Here is a 17,306-nt window from a genome sequence, read left to right as displayed (position 1 = left end):
AATTTATTTTAAGTACTTGGCCATTTCTGTAGCTGCCAGAAGAAAAGCACCCACTCCGAAATCGGCAGTTGTGTCCGGTCCAACATTTTTATGCTGATCGGCTCTTTCACCTATCGGCTGCACATATCCTATCGAGCCATCAGGTTGCAAAGCTGTTTCTGTCAGATACTTCCAGCTCTTGTCAATTACCGGTTTATAAGTATCCTTATCCAATATGTTATTATTCACTCCCCATAGAAAACCATAAGCAAAAAATGCCGTCCCACTGGTTTCTGCACCCGGCGCCTGTTCCAGATCGAGCATGCTACGGCTCCAGAAGCCTTCTTCCTGCTGACAGTCAGCTATAGCCTTCGCCATATCTTGATAGATTTGTATATATTCAGATCTGTGCGGATTGTCCTCCGGTAAATCTGCCAGCACTCTGGGGATAGCGGCGAAAACCCATCCGTTGCCCCTGGCCCAAAAGTCCTTCAGCCCTTTGTTTGTCTTATGCTTTGGATAGATATATTTAGCATCGCGGTAAAACAAGCTGCTTTCTTTATCATACATTAAGTCACGGGCATAGGCAAAATACTCGTATAACTTATCCAGATATTGCCGGTCTCCCGTAATCTTATACAGCCGTGTCATCACAGGCATCACCATATACAATCCGTCGGCCCACCACCAGTAATCTACATGAGGGGTAGACATCTGATATTTCATTACTTCTTTAGCGCGGGCTATTTTCGTTTCGTCTTTCCCTTCATCGAGATTGTATAAGTCTATGTACACCTGAAAACAGGTCTGAAAGTCTCCGAACAGCACATACTCATCTGTTTCTCCGTAAGAGTATTTCCATTCCGGTTTATTATCGGATTTTGCACCCTTCCATTCATTTATTTCCGACCATGCTTCTGAATATGCCTTATATTCTTCTATGCCGGTGACTTCATAGGCAACCATATTTCCTGTATGGTATGCAGCCCTGTGCCAAAAGGAATTTTCGTGCCCGGGGTGAGTAGACTGCCAGTGGCTGTTCACTTTCTTTATTAATTCTACTACTTCCGTTTCAGTCATTATATTGTCCGAGGTACTCTCATTTATTTTATTGGCATTCCCGATACATGATGCATATATAAAGAAGAATGGTAACAAGAGGTATAATTTTCTTTTCATGGTGTAATTATATACTTAGATTTTTCACACGTTTCATTAGTACAAAAGTGCCTAAGAATATTCTAACTAACAGGATTCAATTAGGTCAAAAAGGGGGGAGATTTAATTCAGAATTAAAATTCACCTATAAAAAAACCTTGCCTGAAAAGAATTTCGGGCAAGGTCGGTTATTTATTATTCCAATCCGTTTATTTTATAACGCTAATTGTGTAACCATATGTATATTCTTTTCCAAAGAACCTGTATGGTGCGAGCGGACTTGCGCCCCATGAATTCAATCCGGCTACTCCACGCTGGAATAAATCGACACACAACACAGTCTCGTTACGTGGCAGAATATCGGAAGCATGCTGCTGTTTCTTGGTCATGCCCGGGTCAAGATCTTCCGGCCTGTTATTGGTCGCGCTTACCGATAAAGGCTGTACTCCCGTAACTTTAATACCTTTACCGTCTTTATTCTTCAATGTCAGCCACCGAACATCTGTCTTATTACCTGTCTCTTGCGGACGATAATAAGCAAAAGCCTGCTCTTCTACTTTACCATTCCAGATACCCATAAATGTATCGTGATTACGGTCAATATAGTTCTCCCACGGGCCACGTCCATACCAGGTGAAGTCATCCATTTGTTTCGGAAGAGCCATAATCATACCGAAATGTACCATCTCAGGAAGATCGTCTGCCAAGGCTTTGTAATTAGCCATAGTAGTGAGGCTTCCGTCTTTATTCACAGTATAGGCCAAATCAACTTTGGCTTCAATACCTTTCAACTTGGCTTCGTAATTAACCGTAATGCCTCCATTAGCCTCTTGCAAACCCTTGAATATATATATAATATTATGTCCGGCAGCATCCCATAAACGAAGGTTATACTGAACCCATTCACCGAAGTCATTATCGGTAGGAGCACGCCAGAAGTTCAAACGAGGAAGTTCATTGAATACTTTCTTTCCGTCATTCGTCATAGAGAGTAAGCTACGACCATCCTTAGAAGAGAATTCATAAACCAGAGTTCCCGATGTCACGATGATCTTGTCGTCTTTTTTATCTATAGTCAAAGAACCCGATGCGTCCGATTGTGCAAAATAATTATTGGAAGCAAAAGCAAATTCACCTTTAGCTACTTCAAATCCGGCTTTGATAAACGGTGTATCTTCCTTGCTGTATGCAAACAATTGAAGATAATATTCTGTTCCGGCTTCTGCTTTTATCGCAGGGACGTTCAGTTTGATATCCTTTCGCGAGTCGGCGGGAATAGTAATATCGAATGTACCCTCGCCGGCATTCTCTCCGTTTCTCAGCAATACCCATTTATAAGTATAATTCTTATTGGTAAGGTCAGTAAACTTGAAGTCGTTGATTACAGTGATTATACCATTATTCAGATCTTTAGCTTCGAATAAGATATTCTGATATACCTTCTTCACTATGTGGGTATGTGGAATATAGTTCTGATCGGGACTTATAAGACCGTCGGCAACAAAGTTCCCGTCATTCATCTTATTATACCCTTTCAGGTCACCACCGTATGCCCAGTAGAAACGATCCTGTTCATCCTTAGCCGGGTATCCGTGATTGTACCATTCCCAGATGAAGCCGCCCTGCATATTTTTGCTTGAACGCATCAAATCCCAGTATTCCTGAAAATTACCCATACTATTACCCATTGCATGCGCATACTCGCACATGATATACGGACGTCCCAAATCTTTGGCTGCATCACGCTTCATATTTTCCCATGAAGGATACATGTGACAGATAATATCCGTGTTGCGGTCTTTCTGATAGGCCTGCTCATATTGTACCGGGCGGCTATTATCCCGGGCTTTAGCCCAATCGTACATATCGAAGAACGCTTTGCCGTTGCTGGCCTCATTACCCAGCGACCAGAAGATAACCGAAGCATGATTCTTATCACGTTCTACCGCACGGATAATGCGATCCATATGCGCGGCATGCCATTCAGGAAAGTTCGATACATTATCGGGGCCATAGCCCAGACCATGCGATTCAAGATTTGCTTCGTCTACCAGATAAATGCCATACTCGTCACAAAGCTTGTACCAAAGCGGTTGTTGCGGATAGTGGGATGTACGCACAGCATTTATATTCAGTTCTTTCATCAGTTGCAGGTTACGCATCATTTCTTTGCGGGTAACTACCTGTCCTGTATTTGTGTTGAACTCATGCAGGTTCACTCCTTTAAAGAACACTTTTTTACCGTTGACAAAAAGTTGCCCGTCTTTTATTTCAATCTTACGGAATCCTATTTTATGCGAAGTCGCCTCCACCACATTGCCTTTACTATCCTTCAATGTAATCAGCATAATATAAAGGTTCGGTGTTTCAGCCGTCCATTTCAACGGGTTCGATATATTTCCTGAAAATGACAAATCACTGGTATTCTCTGCCGGAATAGATGTTTTCTGAGACTTGCCGAATACTTTCTTTCCTGTATTATCTATTATCGCTACATCTACAGTCTGAACTTGCGCTGCATTCGTATAGTTCTTCAATTTTACATCCACACTGAATACCCCGTTCTTGTAATTCCTATCCAGATCGGGATGGGCAAAGAAATCCCAGATACGTGTTTGCGCGGTACTATATAAATATACGCTCCTGTTTATACCTCCAAGACGCCACATATCCTGATCTTCAAGGTATGAGCCGTCGCTGAATTTATGCACTTCGCAAGCCAGTATATTTTTTCCCTTGCGTATATATTTTGTAATATCGAATTCTGCCGGACTTTTGGCATTTTCGGTATAACCTACTTTCTGACCGTTTACCCATACATACATCGAATTCGTACCTCCGTCGAAATGAATGAATACCTTACGTCCGTCCCAATTATCTGGAATATTGAATTCGTGACGGTACGCCCCTGTAGGCGAATCTTCCCTATCGATATACGGTGGATTCTTCTTAAAGCCGAAGCCAGTATTTACATACATCGGAATACCGTAACCGTTGAATTCCCAATTGCCCGGTACAGGCATGTTCACCCACTTGCTCGCATCATAGTTTTCCTCATAAAATCCGTCCGGAACGTCCGCGATCTTAGGCACCCAGTGGAATTTCCACATTCCATCGAGTAATTGATAATAAGGAGAAGCCGCATAATCATCAGTCAATGCCAATTGATCGGATGGATAAGGCAATGATGTTGCACGGGTTTCTTCCTTATTTACTGCAAAAACTCCCGGATTTTCCCAATCAGGGACGTTATTCTGGGCAAAAAGACCTGAGCACAGAAACACAGAAAGTAAAAAGAGTGTTTTTTTCATGTTTTAGCTTTTGATTGTTATATATAAGAGATTATCTTACAATGTCACAAATTATAGTGAAAGCCGGAGGCAGAGGCAAAGTTTACTTTGAGCTATGCCGAAGCACATCCTATATTCTACAAATATAATGAAAACAGAACCGCACGAGGGTATACAAATCATTCATATAGGGTAAAAATAGTTCCATTTTCTTTAAAAAAGCACTTTTAACTATTTATTGGTGTAAAAATAACAATTATTATTTTTAATATTGTATTTCCTAAAACCTAATACCGAAATTAAATATGTTTTACTGCTTAAAACGATACCGGCTATACTTATTATTATTTGTTTTTGCGTTTATGAACATTGAGGCAAAACAAATATCCGTAAAGCCAATTCCTCTAATAAGTCAATTGCCATCAAATTCTGTCCGCAGAATACATCAGGACAAAGAGGGCTTTATGTGGTTCGGTACTTTAGACGGGCTGTGCAGATACGATGGATATCGCATACTGACCTTCCGTTCCAATCTTAACAACCCTGATTTAATCGCGAGCAATGATATTTCCTGCCTGGCTGAAGATAAAAACAACCGCTTATGGATCGGCACGCGAAGCGGAATAAATATTCTGGATAAAAAGACATATATAATCACGCCTCTGGAAGATAAGGAAGTCCTGAATCAAAATATTGAAACGATTCTGGTTGCATCCGACGGCAATATATGGGTAGGAACGCGAAGCACTGTTTTATGCTATAATCCGGATTTAACACTAAAGAAGAAATACAACAATGAACTCCCTTCCACAAATATCAATTCTATCTACGAAGCCCCCGACGGCAGTCTATGGATAGCATTATGGAGGAATGGTATATACAGGTACAATCCTAAAGATGATACATTCAAACATTATCCCCAGATTGGAAGCGGGAACAACCCCTTCAGAATATATCAGGACAACAGGAAACAATATTGGGTTTGTACATGGGGCAATGGATTGTATTTGTTCAATCCGGACAAAGAAGGAGATCAGATGTATGTCCGGCAAGAGGTCTTCAATAAGGAAAGACAACTGGCAGAAGATACATTTTTCAGTATTGTGCAGGACGATAAATACGGATACGTCTGGGTAATGTCGATCTCAGGCCTGCATGCTTTCGAATATGATAAGGATGGCAAGCTAACAAACATCGATGTATCTTACCTGTTCAAGGAATCTAATAATATATACAGCGAGATAATAAAAGATCGGACTGGCAACTTATGGATAGCAACGTTCAGTGAAGGCGTGCTTACAATCAATTTCGACCGTCCAGTCATTAAAAATTACTCTATCTTATCTATCAAGGAACGAACCGGAATAACTCCGAATATAACGGCTATCAGCGTAGACCGGGACGGGGATATCTGGGTAAATCAGAACCGATGGGGTTTAGGCATCTTCAATCCTGACAAAAACAGTATACGCTTCCATTCTGATTACCCACAATTAAGGAAGCTTCCGATGTTAAGTACAGTCAGTTGCATTTCTCAATTCCGTTCTATTCCGGATGAAATATGGGTGGGGCCTGAAAATGAGACAAGGATTTACTGTATGAAGAAGGATAAAGATAATATCGTCGTTTCCAGAAGTATCGACTTATCAACCATTGCTTCAGATGCAGGCAATCCACGCATATTCTTTGAAGACCGGAATAACAATATCTGGATAGTAACCACTACCGGGCTTCTCATTAAACCATATAATAAGGACAATATTGAAGCGGTCAGCTTTTCGCTCGGTACCATTTCCGGTATAACCGAAGACACAAGAGGTACGATCTGGATCAGTAGTAAAACATCCGGGATATCTCAAGTACCTATGACGGGAAACTATCAGGCCGGGAAACTCCAGATAAAGAATTTCAACAAAGAAGAAAACAATCTGCCGAGCAATAACATAGAGTCCATCTGTGCCGATATAAACGGTAAAGTATGGCTGGGTACTAAAGAAGGCAGCATCATAGCCTATGATCTCATCAGCCGGCAATTCAAAGATGTATCCGAATCGCTGAAGATGACCGGAGAAGCTATACTTAATATTGTCACGGACAACTTCGGCCACGTATGGGTATCTACCAATAAACGTATTACAGAGTACAATCCGGAAAACGGAGCCTCTAAGAATTATTCCGGTACCGACGGGGTTATAGTCAATTCATTCCTCATCAATTCTTATTTCAAGAATAAAGATGGTAAAATATTCTTTGGAGGCAATAAGGGTATATCAGTGTTTACGCCATCCGAAACTTTATCCGAACAGGCAAAACAAACACGGACTTTCATTACTGATATAAAGATCAACAACTCTTCTGTTTTTCAGGGCAATAAAAATCAGCGGTTCGATATAACTTCGCAATCCCTGACTTTCGAGCCTGACGACAAGAATATCGAGATTGACTTTTCTTCTCTCGATTACACATTCCCTTCCAAGATACAGTATGCCTATAAGATGGAAGGTGTAGACGACGACTGGGTATATACGGAGAACGACCGCCAGTTTGCAATATATAATCAATTAAGCAAAGGCTCCCACATATTTTACATCAAAGCCACCGACGAAAACAGGCTATGGAGCAGCGAGATTACCAAACTTATGATATATAAACGCCCCGCATTCTATGAAACATGGTGGGCATATGCCATCTATCTTGTGTTATTGCTCGCCGCAATCTACTGGACATACAGAATTATCAAGAACAGGATAAAACTTCGCAACGAACTGAAAATAGCGCAGATAGAGAAAGACAAGTCTGAAGAGCTCACACAAACCAAGCTCCGTTACTTTACCAACATCTCACATGACTTTCTTACGCCGTTGACCATTATATCCTGCCTGATCGATGATGCGGAAATCACATACAAAAGCAAGATTACCCAGTTCGACACCATGCGCTCGAGTGTAAACCGCCTGAAACGTTTGTTACAACAGGTTTTAGACTTCCGGAAAGTAGAAAGCGGGAATATGAAGCTCAAAATATCGCAAGGCGAAGCGGTTACATTCATCCGCGATATATGCTATACCAATTTCCTTCCACTGATGAAGAAAAAAGATATCGGGTTTTCTTTCAGCTCCCAGCCAAACCACATACAGGGATACTTCGATGCGGATAAAATAGATAAAGTAGTATTCAATATGTTATCCAATGCATATAAATACACACCCCGGAACGGAAAGGTGGAGATAAGCCTGAACAAATACCTGAGCAACAACCACCCGCACCTGCAAATCAGGATAAGTGATACCGGAGTAGGAATAGCCAAAGAAGACCAGGCCGATATCTTCACACGCTTCTATACCAACAAGATGACCGAAGCCAGCGACACAAACGGCATAGGGCTATCTCTTACAAAAGACCTTGTAGACCTCCATCACGGTACTATCAGTGTGGAAAGTGAAGTGGATGCCGGCACTACATTCACAATAGATATCCCGATAGATAAAGAGAGCTACAACGATTCGGAAATGGGCAGATCGGATCAGGTCATCGTATACGAAAAGAATATAGACCTGATGTCATTGGATGAACCTTCCGGCGAAGATATGAATGCAAACAAGCAGGAAATCAAAGAACGTACGGCCGTATTACTGGTCGAGGATAACGAAGAGTTACTGACCCTTATCGGCAATATACTGTCGAAACACTACCATGTACTCACAGCCCCCAACGGAGTGGAAGCATTGGACCGTGTGAAAGACAACGATATAGATATCGTAATCAGTGACGTTATGATGCCCCGAATGGACGGGCTGGAACTTTGCCGCAGACTGAAGAAAGACCTCGAAACCAGCCATATCCCGGTAATATTGCTAACTGCCAAAAACAGCACCGATGACCGTATAGAATGTTATAATGCCGGTGCTGACGGATATATATCTAAACCTTTTGACCTTAAAGTATTGGAAGCCCGTATCAACAATTTCCTGGCAAACAAGAAGGACAAGCAAAAAGAATTCAAGACGGATATAGAGATAAACATCTCTACGCTCGAATACCCTTCTATTGATGAACAGTTCCTCAATAATGCCATAAAGATAATAGAGGTGCATCTGTCCGAACCCGAGTTCGATGTCAATACATTTGCCGAGCATCTGAACATGTCCAAGTCTTCCCTGTACCGTAAGATAAAGACCATGACAGGACTTGCACCTATCGAGTTTATCCGCAATATCAGGCTGAAACATGCCTGCCAGATGTTGAAGGACAAGTCCATATCCATATCCGAGGTCGCCTATTCGGTAGGCTTCTCAGATCCGAAGTACTTCACATCATGCTTCAAACTGGAATTCAATGTAACCCCCAGCGATTTCCAACGAAATGCAGGGTAATAAACCAAAAGGCCGGAATAACACGTAACCCAATCATGCTATCCGGCCTTTACCTTAAAAGCCTGATAACCAGAAAAACCTATATTATATGATTTCAAGATTTCAAGTTTAAAGATTTAAAGATTTAAAGTCATAGATTTCGATAATTTTGAAATCTTGAAACTTGAAATCTTATAACGTCGGCACTACCGCTTCGATACTGCCGTCCGCCTTAAACTCCATTTTATCGATACATACTTCCCTGTGAAAACCTGCCGCATCACCCATCTTTATCCCGTTGGGACGGTTGAAACGATGATATACGATATACCATTCATCCTTACCCGGTATTTGCAGTACCGAATTATGACCCGTTCCGTAAATACCTTTAGCAGCGTCTTTTGCCAGAATCAGATTGTTTTCGGGAATCGTGATAACCCCTGCAGGTGATGTAGAAGTACCATACCTTACCCGGTAATTTTCGCTCCGTGTATCGTCCTCCGACCAAAGGAAGTAATACGTCCCTTTCCTATAAAAGACCGAAATAGCCTCACGGAATGTCTTATCCGGAGTGCGTACCTTAACCGTTTCCTTCTTTATAGACACCATGTCTTTATTCAGTTCAGCCACAGCCATATATCCGTTACCCCAATAGAGATAACTCTTGCCCGTTTCCGGGTCGGTAAATACATCGGGGTCTATCTCCTGACCGCCCTTTATACCTTCCGGCCTGAAATCGATCAGGGCTTTACCCGAATCTACGAACGGGCCTGCCGGATCATCGGCGACAGCCACCCCGATCTTCTGCGCGGCAGTGAAATAATAGTAATATTTATATTTACCATTTACTTTCTTCTCTTCGATACACGGAGCCCATGCATTCCTGTTGGCCCACGAAACATCTTTTTTCAGGTCGAGTATCACCCCTTCATCCGTCCAGTCTTCCAGGTTGTCCGATGAGAAGGTCTTGAAGTAGTAACCGCCCCAGCCATCAAACCCGTCGCTGGTAGGATAGATATAATATTTCTTTGTTTTATTGGAATATATAATATCAGGGTCGGCATAATAGCCCGTAAGCAAGGGATTATTCCCTACCGGGGGAAAACCTTCCGGCAAACCCCATTTAGCCGTCAATGCCTTCAACTCCTGACGTGTCACCGGAATAACCGAACCATGGCGGGGATGGAAATCCATCGATATCTCGTGGTCTATAACACGGAAATTCTCCAGATCGCTACTTTCGCAAAATTGATACTTACCTTTCATATACACATCATACATCAGTATATAAGTATCGGTATTTATCAGCCTGAATACGCCGGAACCCTCCACTGCCTCCGTTGTCTGCTGTTTATAACCTTCATGCTCCATCCATTTGCCCGAAGTCAGCGAGTTGGTCGTAGCCAGCTTTATACCATTGCCATGTCCTTCGGTTTTGTAAAACATATAGAAAGTGCCGTCTTCCAGGATAATATCCCCGTCGATACACGATTTTCCGTTCTCAGGAAAGAACAACTGTTCCGGTTCTCCCTCAAAGTCCGTAAAGTCTGCATTCGCATAGGCATAATATATAATATCCTGACCGCCGCCATGCTTCATCGACCAGTAAACCATGTATTTCTTTGCTTCGGGATCATAAATGGTTTGCGGGGCCCATACCCGTTTCAGGTCTTCCTGCCCTGTATATTTATGTTGAATATTTATGATACTCGACGACCAGTTTACCAGATCCGTCGACTTCAACAGGATCATTGCCCGGTTCGAATCCCAGCCTTTCGACGATGTCATATCCGTCACCACCATATAAAAGGTTTTTCCGTCCTCACATCTCAATATATGCGGATCGCGGACACCTCCTGTCGAACTGATTAGTTTGGGATCAATTACCGGCTTATTGCCATTCAATGATTTATAATTATATCCATCCGCGCTGATGGCAAAATGGATTGCCTCTTCTTCCACCTTATTTCCTGTAAAATAAGCAAACAGATAAGCTACATAGTCTTTTTCCACAGCTCCCGATTTGTACTCCTGAGCATAAGAGGGTACGGACAGGACTAAGATAAAAAGACAAATTAAAAATTTAGATTTCATGGTTTTCATTCGTGTAAATAAAATGATGTTTTAATTCAAGTTCAAATATCTGTAATATATCCCGTAATCAGGGGTGAAAAATCGTTCAATTAGAGACTGTAAATAAGCTAACGTTAAAAAAAGTAACAGATATATCAGTGAACAGTTAGCAGTCAACAACTCGTATCTCGTATCTTGTCTACTCGTATCTAAAAAAAGTAACACTATTACTTTTTACCCTCTCTGTAAGTCCCCCTTGGGACAGGGCTGTTAAGTTCTCCACTTTGGTTTGTTATTTTCTGCTGTCATCCTGAGTGGAATGAAGGATCTCATTCTATTTAAGAGATGTTTCACTTCGTTCAACATGACAAAGAGGATATAAGAATCCAGAACTTAACAGCCCTGCCCCAAGGGGAGGTTGGAGGGGGCCCATCAATACGTCAAAGAACTATTGGCTACATACATAGATAAAGTTTTTCTCCTTTAATGACCTACTTAAATCTACACATTCTCTATAAAAACATGCCCTACAACATATTCTCATCTCCACAAGCAATACAACACACTATAAAACAATACATTATATAAACAACACAAAAATATGTGTGCGCACACGCATTGTATAATTAATAAAAATAGTTACTTTTGCAGAAAGGTGTGTGCGCACACAAACAGTTTACTCTGAAATATGAAAAAAGATAACAGTAATATACGGATTGTAGATATTGCCAAACTGGCGGGTGTTTCTACGGGCACAGTAGACAGGGTACTCCACAACCGTGGACGGGTATCGGAAGAAAAGCGCGTCAAAGTAGAAGCTATTCTGAAAGAAATTAATTACGAGCCTAACCTCGTAGCACGTTTCCTTGCATCGAAACGCAGTTATAAGTTCGCCGTTATCGCGCCCACCTATTCGGAAGGCGATTATTGGGAGCTTGTTTGCGACGGGATAAATCGTGCCGGAGACGAAATGAGGAAATTCAATATAAGTGTCGAATATTTCCATTTCAACCAGTACGACCGTTTTTCTTTCCTGAAAGCTGCCGGTCAGTTTAAAGAAAAAGATTTTGATGGTGTGCTGCTGGCCACTCTTTTCGGTGAACTGGTTATAAACCTGTCCAAAGAACTGGATGAAAAAGGCATACCATATATATATATCGATTCGGACATTCAGAAACAAAAAGACCTGGCGTATTTTGGCGGCGATTCCTTAGGCAGCGGAAATATAGCCGCAAAACTACTCCTGAAGGAGATCGGTCTCAACGCCGATATTTTCATCGCGCATATACGGTTCAAGTATAAAGAGATATCGGTACAGATGAAGACCCGCGAACAGGGTTTTATGAAATGCCTTTCCCAGTCTGATTATAAAGGTAAGATACATCATGTGGAAATAGACCCGGACAACCATCCCGCCGGACTGGAAAAACTCGAAAATATCCTCTCGCAAAGCAATACCCTGGTAGGCGGCATAGTGTTAAATTCCCGGATATATGAACTGATCGCCCTTCTGGAAAAAGCGAAACCTGCTTTACGCGAAAGAGTCCGGTTGGTAGGACATGATGCTATAGAGCGTAACATAAGGGCGCTCAAAAGCGGCCGGATTTCATTTATCCTTTCCCAACGCCCCGAATTGCAGGGATATGATGCTATCAAGGCATTGGCAAATTATTTCCTGTTTAAACAAGAACCGGAAAAAACCAACTTTATGCCTATAGATATCCTGATAAAAGAAAACGTAGATTATTATAACAACTATAAATTATAGGAATCTAAGTGTAAAGTGAAAAACTAAAAACTAAAAATAACAATAAGTAACGGGTAAACTTGAACTCTGAAAACTTGTAACCCATAATTTGTAACTCGTAACTAAAAATGAAAAACAGCTTGTTCAATATCGACGGAAAAGTAGTCCTCATCACAGGAGGATATGGTATTTTAGGTTCGCAGATGGCAGAGTATCTGGCATCGGAAGGGGCTAAAGTAGTTATACTCGGACGTTCGGAAGAAAAAGGCGAGGCCTTGGCGACTAAGATTAAAGCCAAAGGTGACGAAGCGATGTTTCTCGTATCAGATGCCATGAATGAAGAAAATCTGACACAAAACAGAGAGGAGATACTTAAAGCATACGGCAAAATCGATGTACTTATAAATGCTGCCGGAGGAAACATGCCGGGAGCAACCATTCCACCGAATAAAACGATATTCGATGTCAAGGTAGATGCATTCAAAGATGTGATCGACCTCAACCTGTTCGGGACGGTCATACCTACCCTCGTATTTGCAAAAGCAATGGTAGACAATGGCAAAGGAAATATAATAAATATAGCATCCATGTCCTCTTTCCGCCCGTTGACCCGTGTTATGGGTTATGGTGTGGCAAAAGCAGCCGTGGCCAATTTCACCGAATATATGGCAGGGGAATTGTCTGCAAAATTCGGTGAAGGTTTCCGTGTAAATGCTTTGGCGCCCGGTTTCTTTATCACAGAACAAAACAGGAACCTGATGCTTAATCCGGACGGTTCGTATACCGAGCGTGCAAAATCGGTTATCGCACACACGCCGTTCCGCCGTTTTGGAGAATCGGAAGAACTTCTGGGGGCTATCCATTATCTGGTAAGCGATGCTTCCAGTTTTGTAAACGGCTCTATACTTGTAGTAGACGGAGGTTTCAATACATTCTCCATTTAATTGGCAAATTAGCATATTCGGAAATTTGATAATTATTTCTATAAGAATTTGTTAATCTGCATATTTACTAATTTACTAATTGTTTATATATGATATTAAGCGAACAAACATGGCGTTGGTACGGGCCAAACGACCCTGTATCATTAGCAGATATAAGACAAGCCGGAGCAACGGGAATTGTCACAGCCCTGCACCATATCAAAAATGGTGAAGTGTGGACTGTAGAAGAAATACAAAAACGCAAAGACATTATAGAAAAGGCCGGACTGACCTGGTCTGTGGTAGAAAGTATCCCTGTACACGAACATATCAAGACACAGGAAGGGAATTACAAAGAATATATTGAAAATTATAAGGAAAGTATCCGTAATCTGGCAAAGTGCGGAGTGAAGATCATCACATACAACTTTATGCCTGTATTGGACTGGACACGTACCGATCTGGCCTATACCATGCCCGACGGGTCTAAGGCCCTGCGTTTCGAACGTGCTGCATTTATGGCCTTCGAACTCTTTATCCTCAAACGTCCGGGTGCGGAAAAAGAATATTCAGCCGGAGATATTGCCAAAGCAAAAGCCCGCTACGAAAGCATGTCTCAGGAAGAAAAAGACCTTTTGGTACGCAATATGATAGCCGGGCTGCCCGGTGCGGAAGAGAGTTTTACACTTCAGGAATTTCAGGCTCAACTCGACAGATATAACGGTATAGATGCAGAGACATTAAGGAAAAACCTGATATACTTTGTTAGTCAAATCGCACCTGTAGCCGATGAAGTGGATGCCGTTCTGGCTATTCACCCCGACGACCCTCCCTACCCTATCCTCGGCCTTCCGCGTATCCTGAGTACCGAACCGGATTTCAATAAACTGGTAGAGGCCGTACCCAACAAATCGAACGGGCTGTGCTTCTGCACAGGCTCATTCGGAGTAAGAGCGGATAATGACCTGCCGAACATGATAAAACGTCTTGGCGACAGGATAAACTTTGTTCATCTGCGCTCTACCCAACGCGACAGGGAAGGAAATTTCTACGAAGCAAACCATCTGGAAGGCGATGTGGATATGTACAGCGTAATGAAAGGATTTCTGGAAGTACAGCAAAAACGCAATATTTCCATCCCTTTCCGCCCCGACCACGGACACCAGATGATCGACGACCTGAACAAAAAAACAAATCCGGGTTACTCATGCATCGGCCGCCTCAGGGGATTAGCCGAACTCAGAGGACTCGAACTGGGAATAGCAAAAACATTATATATAATATAAATAAGCTGTTAGCTGTCAGCTATTAACCGTTAGCAAATAACATTTCTTACAAACGGCTAAAAGCTTAAAGCTAAAGGCTAAAAGCTTAAAATTATGAAACAGTTTTTAGACGATAACTTCGTATTGCAAAACGAAACGGCAGAATACCTGTATCATCAGCATGCAAAACATCTGCCTATTATAGACTATCATTGCCATCTGGACCCGAAACTGATTGCGGAAGATTATCAGTTCGACAATCTGGGTGAAATATGGCTGGGCGGAGACCACTACAAATGGCGTGCAATGCGCACCAATGGTGTGGATGAACGCTACTGCACAGGAAAAGATACTACCGATTGGGAAAAGTTTGAGAAATGGGCAGAAACAGTCCCTTATACGATGCGTAACCCGCTCTATCACTGGACACATCTGGAGCTGAAAACAGCATTCGGAGTAACAAAAATATTAAAACCCGAAACAGCTAAAGAGATTTTTGACGAATGTACTGCAAAACTGCGCACTCCGCAATTCTCGGCTCGCGGGCTGATGAAGCATTACAACGTGGAGGCTGTTTGTACGACAGACGACCCTATCGATTCGCTTCAATATCATCTGGCTTTAAAAAATGAAGGATTCTCTGTCAAGGTGCTCCCTACATGGCGTCCCGACAAGGCTATGGCCGTTGAGATTCCGGACGCGTTCAGGGGATATGTGGAAAAATTATCGGAAGTGTCGGGTGTGGCTATCAGCAATTTCAGCGATCTTATCACCGCCCTGCGTAAACGTCACGATTTCTTTGCCGGTGCCGGCTGTAAACTATCCGACCACGGTATCGAAGAATTCTATGCCGAAGATTATACACAAAGTGAAATCGACGCCATCTTCAACAAAGTATATGGTGGTAAAGAACTTACACACGAAGAAATCATCAAATTCAAGTCGGCTATACTTGTCGAAGGCGCAATTATGGACTGGGAAAAAGGCTGGACACAGCAGTTCCACTATGGCGCTATCCGCAACAATAATACACGCCTGTTTAAAAAATTAGGGCCGGATACAGGTTTTGATTCTATCGGAGACTTCACAATAGCAAAAGCTATGTCGAAATTCCTCAACAGGCTGGATACAGACAATAAGTTGGCGAAAACAATCATTTACAACCTGAACCCGCGCGATAATGACCTGATCGCTACCATGATAGGAAACTTCCAGGATGGTTCGGTTGCCGGAAAGATACAATTCGGTTCGGGATGGTGGTTCCTCGATCAGAAAACGGGAATGGAAGCGCAGATGAACTCATTGTCTAATCTCGGCTTATTAAGCCGCTTTGTTGGTATGCTGACAGATTCGCGCAGCTTCCTGTCATATCCTCGTCACGAATATTTCCGCCGCATACTGTGTAATCTGATAGGAACGGATGTGGAACAAGGTCTGCTCCCTTCATCCGAACTGGATTTTCTGGGTAAACTGGTCGAAAACGTATCATATTACAACGCTAAGGAATTTTTTAAGTTTTAAACCAGTTGACAAGTTAACGAGATACGAGTAAACAAGTCTTGTTTTCAAGAAATCCATAACTTGTATCTTGTCTACTCGTTAACTTGTCAACTAAAAAAATATCAAAACAATATGAAAACAGTAATTGAAGAACGCTGGGGCACGCACCCCAACGATGTGAAAAATTACGACACCACACAATTGCGTAAAGAGTTTTTAGTAGAAAAATTATTTGAAGCCGACAGTGTGTTAATGACTTATACACACAACGACCGCCTGATTATCGGCGGTGCGCTTCCTGTAAAAGAGGCTCTGAAACTGGAAACGGTAGACCTTATCCGTTCGGAATATTTCTGTGAACGCCGCGAACTGGGTATCATCTGTATCGAAGGCGAAGGAGTAGTTACAGTAGACGGAAAAGATTACAGCATGGCATTCAAGGATGCTGTATATGTAGGCCGTGGCTCTAAAGAAGTTACCTTCAAAAGCAACGATGCTGCAAAACCTGCAAAATATTACTTTGCTTCTTCTCCGGCACATAAAGAATATCCCACGGCTCAGATCACATCTGCTATGCGCCGTACAAGGGACCTCGGTGTGCCTGCCACATCTAACGAGCGCTTATTGAATCAGATCATATTAAGCGAAATCGTACCCTGCTGCCAGTTACAGATGGGTATGACAGAAATCAAGGAAGGAAGCGTATGGAACACAATGCCTCCTCATACACACTCGCGCCGTATGGAAGCATATTTCTATTTCAAAGTTCCTGCACAGCAGGCTGTATGCCATTTTATGGGACAACCCCAGGAAACGCGCCATATCTTTATGGGTAACGAACAGGCTGTTATTTCCCTGTCATGGTCTATCCACTCGGCCGCGGGAACAAGCAACTATACATTTATCTGGGCTATGTGCGGCGAAAATCTCGATTATGACGATATGGACACCTTCACTGCTGATAAACTGCGTTAAGTAAAATTTAAAGATTTAATAGTTTAAAAAATTAAACCTTAAAT

The 17,306-nt window shown here is 42.2% G+C and carries 9 protein-coding genes; 6 read left to right on the top strand and 3 right to left on the bottom strand.

Annotated elements, in window-relative coordinates; all coding sequences use genetic code 11:
* Nucleotides 1-3 precede the first annotated feature (3 nt).
* Nucleotides 4-1,158, bottom strand: coding sequence for a glycoside hydrolase family 88 protein (locus tag B3317_RS15280; protein WP_414647513.1), 1,155 nt, complete (start codon nucleotides 1,156-1,158; stop codon nucleotides 4-6).
* A gap of 188 nt (nucleotides 1,159-1,346) precedes the next feature.
* Entirely contained in the window at nucleotides 1,347-4,448 is a 3,102-nt protein-coding gene (locus B3317_RS15275) for a glycoside hydrolase family 2 TIM barrel-domain containing protein (protein ID WP_291113152.1), read from the bottom strand.
* 341 nt (nucleotides 4,449-4,789) lie between these two features.
* Here B3317_RS15275 and B3317_RS15270 point away from each other — a divergent pair, with 341 nt between their 5' ends.
* The gene (locus B3317_RS15270) at nucleotides 4,790-8,800 is read left to right on the top strand and encodes a hybrid sensor histidine kinase/response regulator transcription factor (protein WP_291113150.1); all 4,011 of its coding nucleotides are present in this window, start codon (nucleotides 4,790-4,792) and stop codon (nucleotides 8,798-8,800) included.
* 171 nt (nucleotides 8,801-8,971) lie between these two features.
* Here B3317_RS15270 and B3317_RS15265 read toward each other — a convergent pair whose 3' ends face one another.
* The gene (locus tag B3317_RS15265; protein ID WP_291113148.1) at nucleotides 8,972-10,873 is read right to left on the bottom strand and encodes a family 43 glycosylhydrolase; all 1,902 of its coding nucleotides are present in this window, start codon (nucleotides 10,871-10,873) and stop codon (nucleotides 8,972-8,974) included.
* Nucleotides 10,874-11,540: 667 nt separating this feature from the next.
* Here B3317_RS15265 and B3317_RS15260 point away from each other — a divergent pair.
* The 5 genes from B3317_RS15260 to kduI all read left to right on the top strand — a co-directional run bounded on the left by B3317_RS15260 (nucleotide 11,541) and on the right by kduI (nucleotide 17,262).
* A complete protein-coding gene (locus B3317_RS15260) occupies nucleotides 11,541-12,620 on the top strand; it encodes a substrate-binding domain-containing protein (RefSeq protein WP_291113146.1) in 1,080 nt (359 codons plus the stop codon).
* A gap of 107 nt (nucleotides 12,621-12,727) precedes the next feature.
* Nucleotides 12,728-13,543 (top strand): SDR family oxidoreductase, encoded by an 816-nt coding sequence (locus tag B3317_RS15255; RefSeq protein WP_291113144.1) that lies wholly within the window; start codon nucleotides 12,728-12,730, stop codon nucleotides 13,541-13,543.
* 89 nt (nucleotides 13,544-13,632) lie between these two features.
* Nucleotides 13,633-14,808, top strand: a complete 1,176-nt coding sequence (gene uxuA / locus B3317_RS15250) for a mannonate dehydratase (RefSeq protein ID WP_291113142.1) — start codon at nucleotides 13,633-13,635, stop codon at nucleotides 14,806-14,808.
* A 93-nt stretch (nucleotides 14,809-14,901) separates the two neighbouring features.
* Nucleotides 14,902-16,308, top strand: coding sequence for a glucuronate isomerase (gene uxaC, locus B3317_RS15245; protein ID WP_291113140.1), 1,407 nt, complete (start codon nucleotides 14,902-14,904; stop codon nucleotides 16,306-16,308).
* A 111-nt stretch (nucleotides 16,309-16,419) separates the two neighbouring features.
* Complete coding sequence (kduI, locus tag B3317_RS15240) at nucleotides 16,420-17,262, top strand: 5-dehydro-4-deoxy-D-glucuronate isomerase (RefSeq protein ID WP_291113138.1); 843 nt, start codon at nucleotides 16,420-16,422, stop codon at nucleotides 17,260-17,262.
* Nucleotides 17,263-17,306 lie beyond the last annotated feature (44 nt).

The sequence above is a fragment of the Dysgonomonas sp. UBA7710 genome (genome assembly GCF_002482385.1).
Classification (GTDB): domain Bacteria; phylum Bacteroidota; class Bacteroidia; order Bacteroidales; family Dysgonomonadaceae; genus Dysgonomonas.
This window is presented reverse-complemented; position numbering and strand designations above follow the sequence as displayed.

What these genes read in the sequence shown, in the direction of transcription:
- B3317_RS15280 (WP_414647513.1), bottom strand. Translation starts at nt 1,158, where the DNA reads ATGAAAAGAAAATTATACCTCTTGTTACCATTCTTCTTTATATATGCA.
- B3317_RS15275 (WP_291113152.1), bottom strand. Translation starts at nt 4,448, where the DNA reads ATGAAAAAAACACTCTTTTTACTTTCTGTGTTTCTGTGCTCAGGTCTT.
- B3317_RS15270 (WP_291113150.1), top strand. Translation starts at nt 4,790, where the DNA reads ATGAACATTGAGGCAAAACAAATATCCGTAAAGCCAATTCCTCTAATA.
- B3317_RS15265 (WP_291113148.1), bottom strand. Translation starts at nt 10,873, where the DNA reads ATGAAATCTAAATTTTTAATTTGTCTTTTTATCTTAGTCCTGTCCGTA.
- B3317_RS15260 (WP_291113146.1), top strand. Translation starts at nt 11,541, where the DNA reads ATGAAAAAAGATAACAGTAATATACGGATTGTAGATATTGCCAAACTG.
- B3317_RS15255 (WP_291113144.1), top strand. Translation starts at nt 12,728, where the DNA reads ATGAAAAACAGCTTGTTCAATATCGACGGAAAAGTAGTCCTCATCACA.
- uxuA (WP_291113142.1), top strand. Translation starts at nt 13,633, where the DNA reads ATGATATTAAGCGAACAAACATGGCGTTGGTACGGGCCAAACGACCCT.
- uxaC (WP_291113140.1), top strand. Translation starts at nt 14,902, where the DNA reads ATGAAACAGTTTTTAGACGATAACTTCGTATTGCAAAACGAAACGGCA.
- kduI (WP_291113138.1), top strand. Translation starts at nt 16,420, where the DNA reads ATGAAAACAGTAATTGAAGAACGCTGGGGCACGCACCCCAACGATGTG.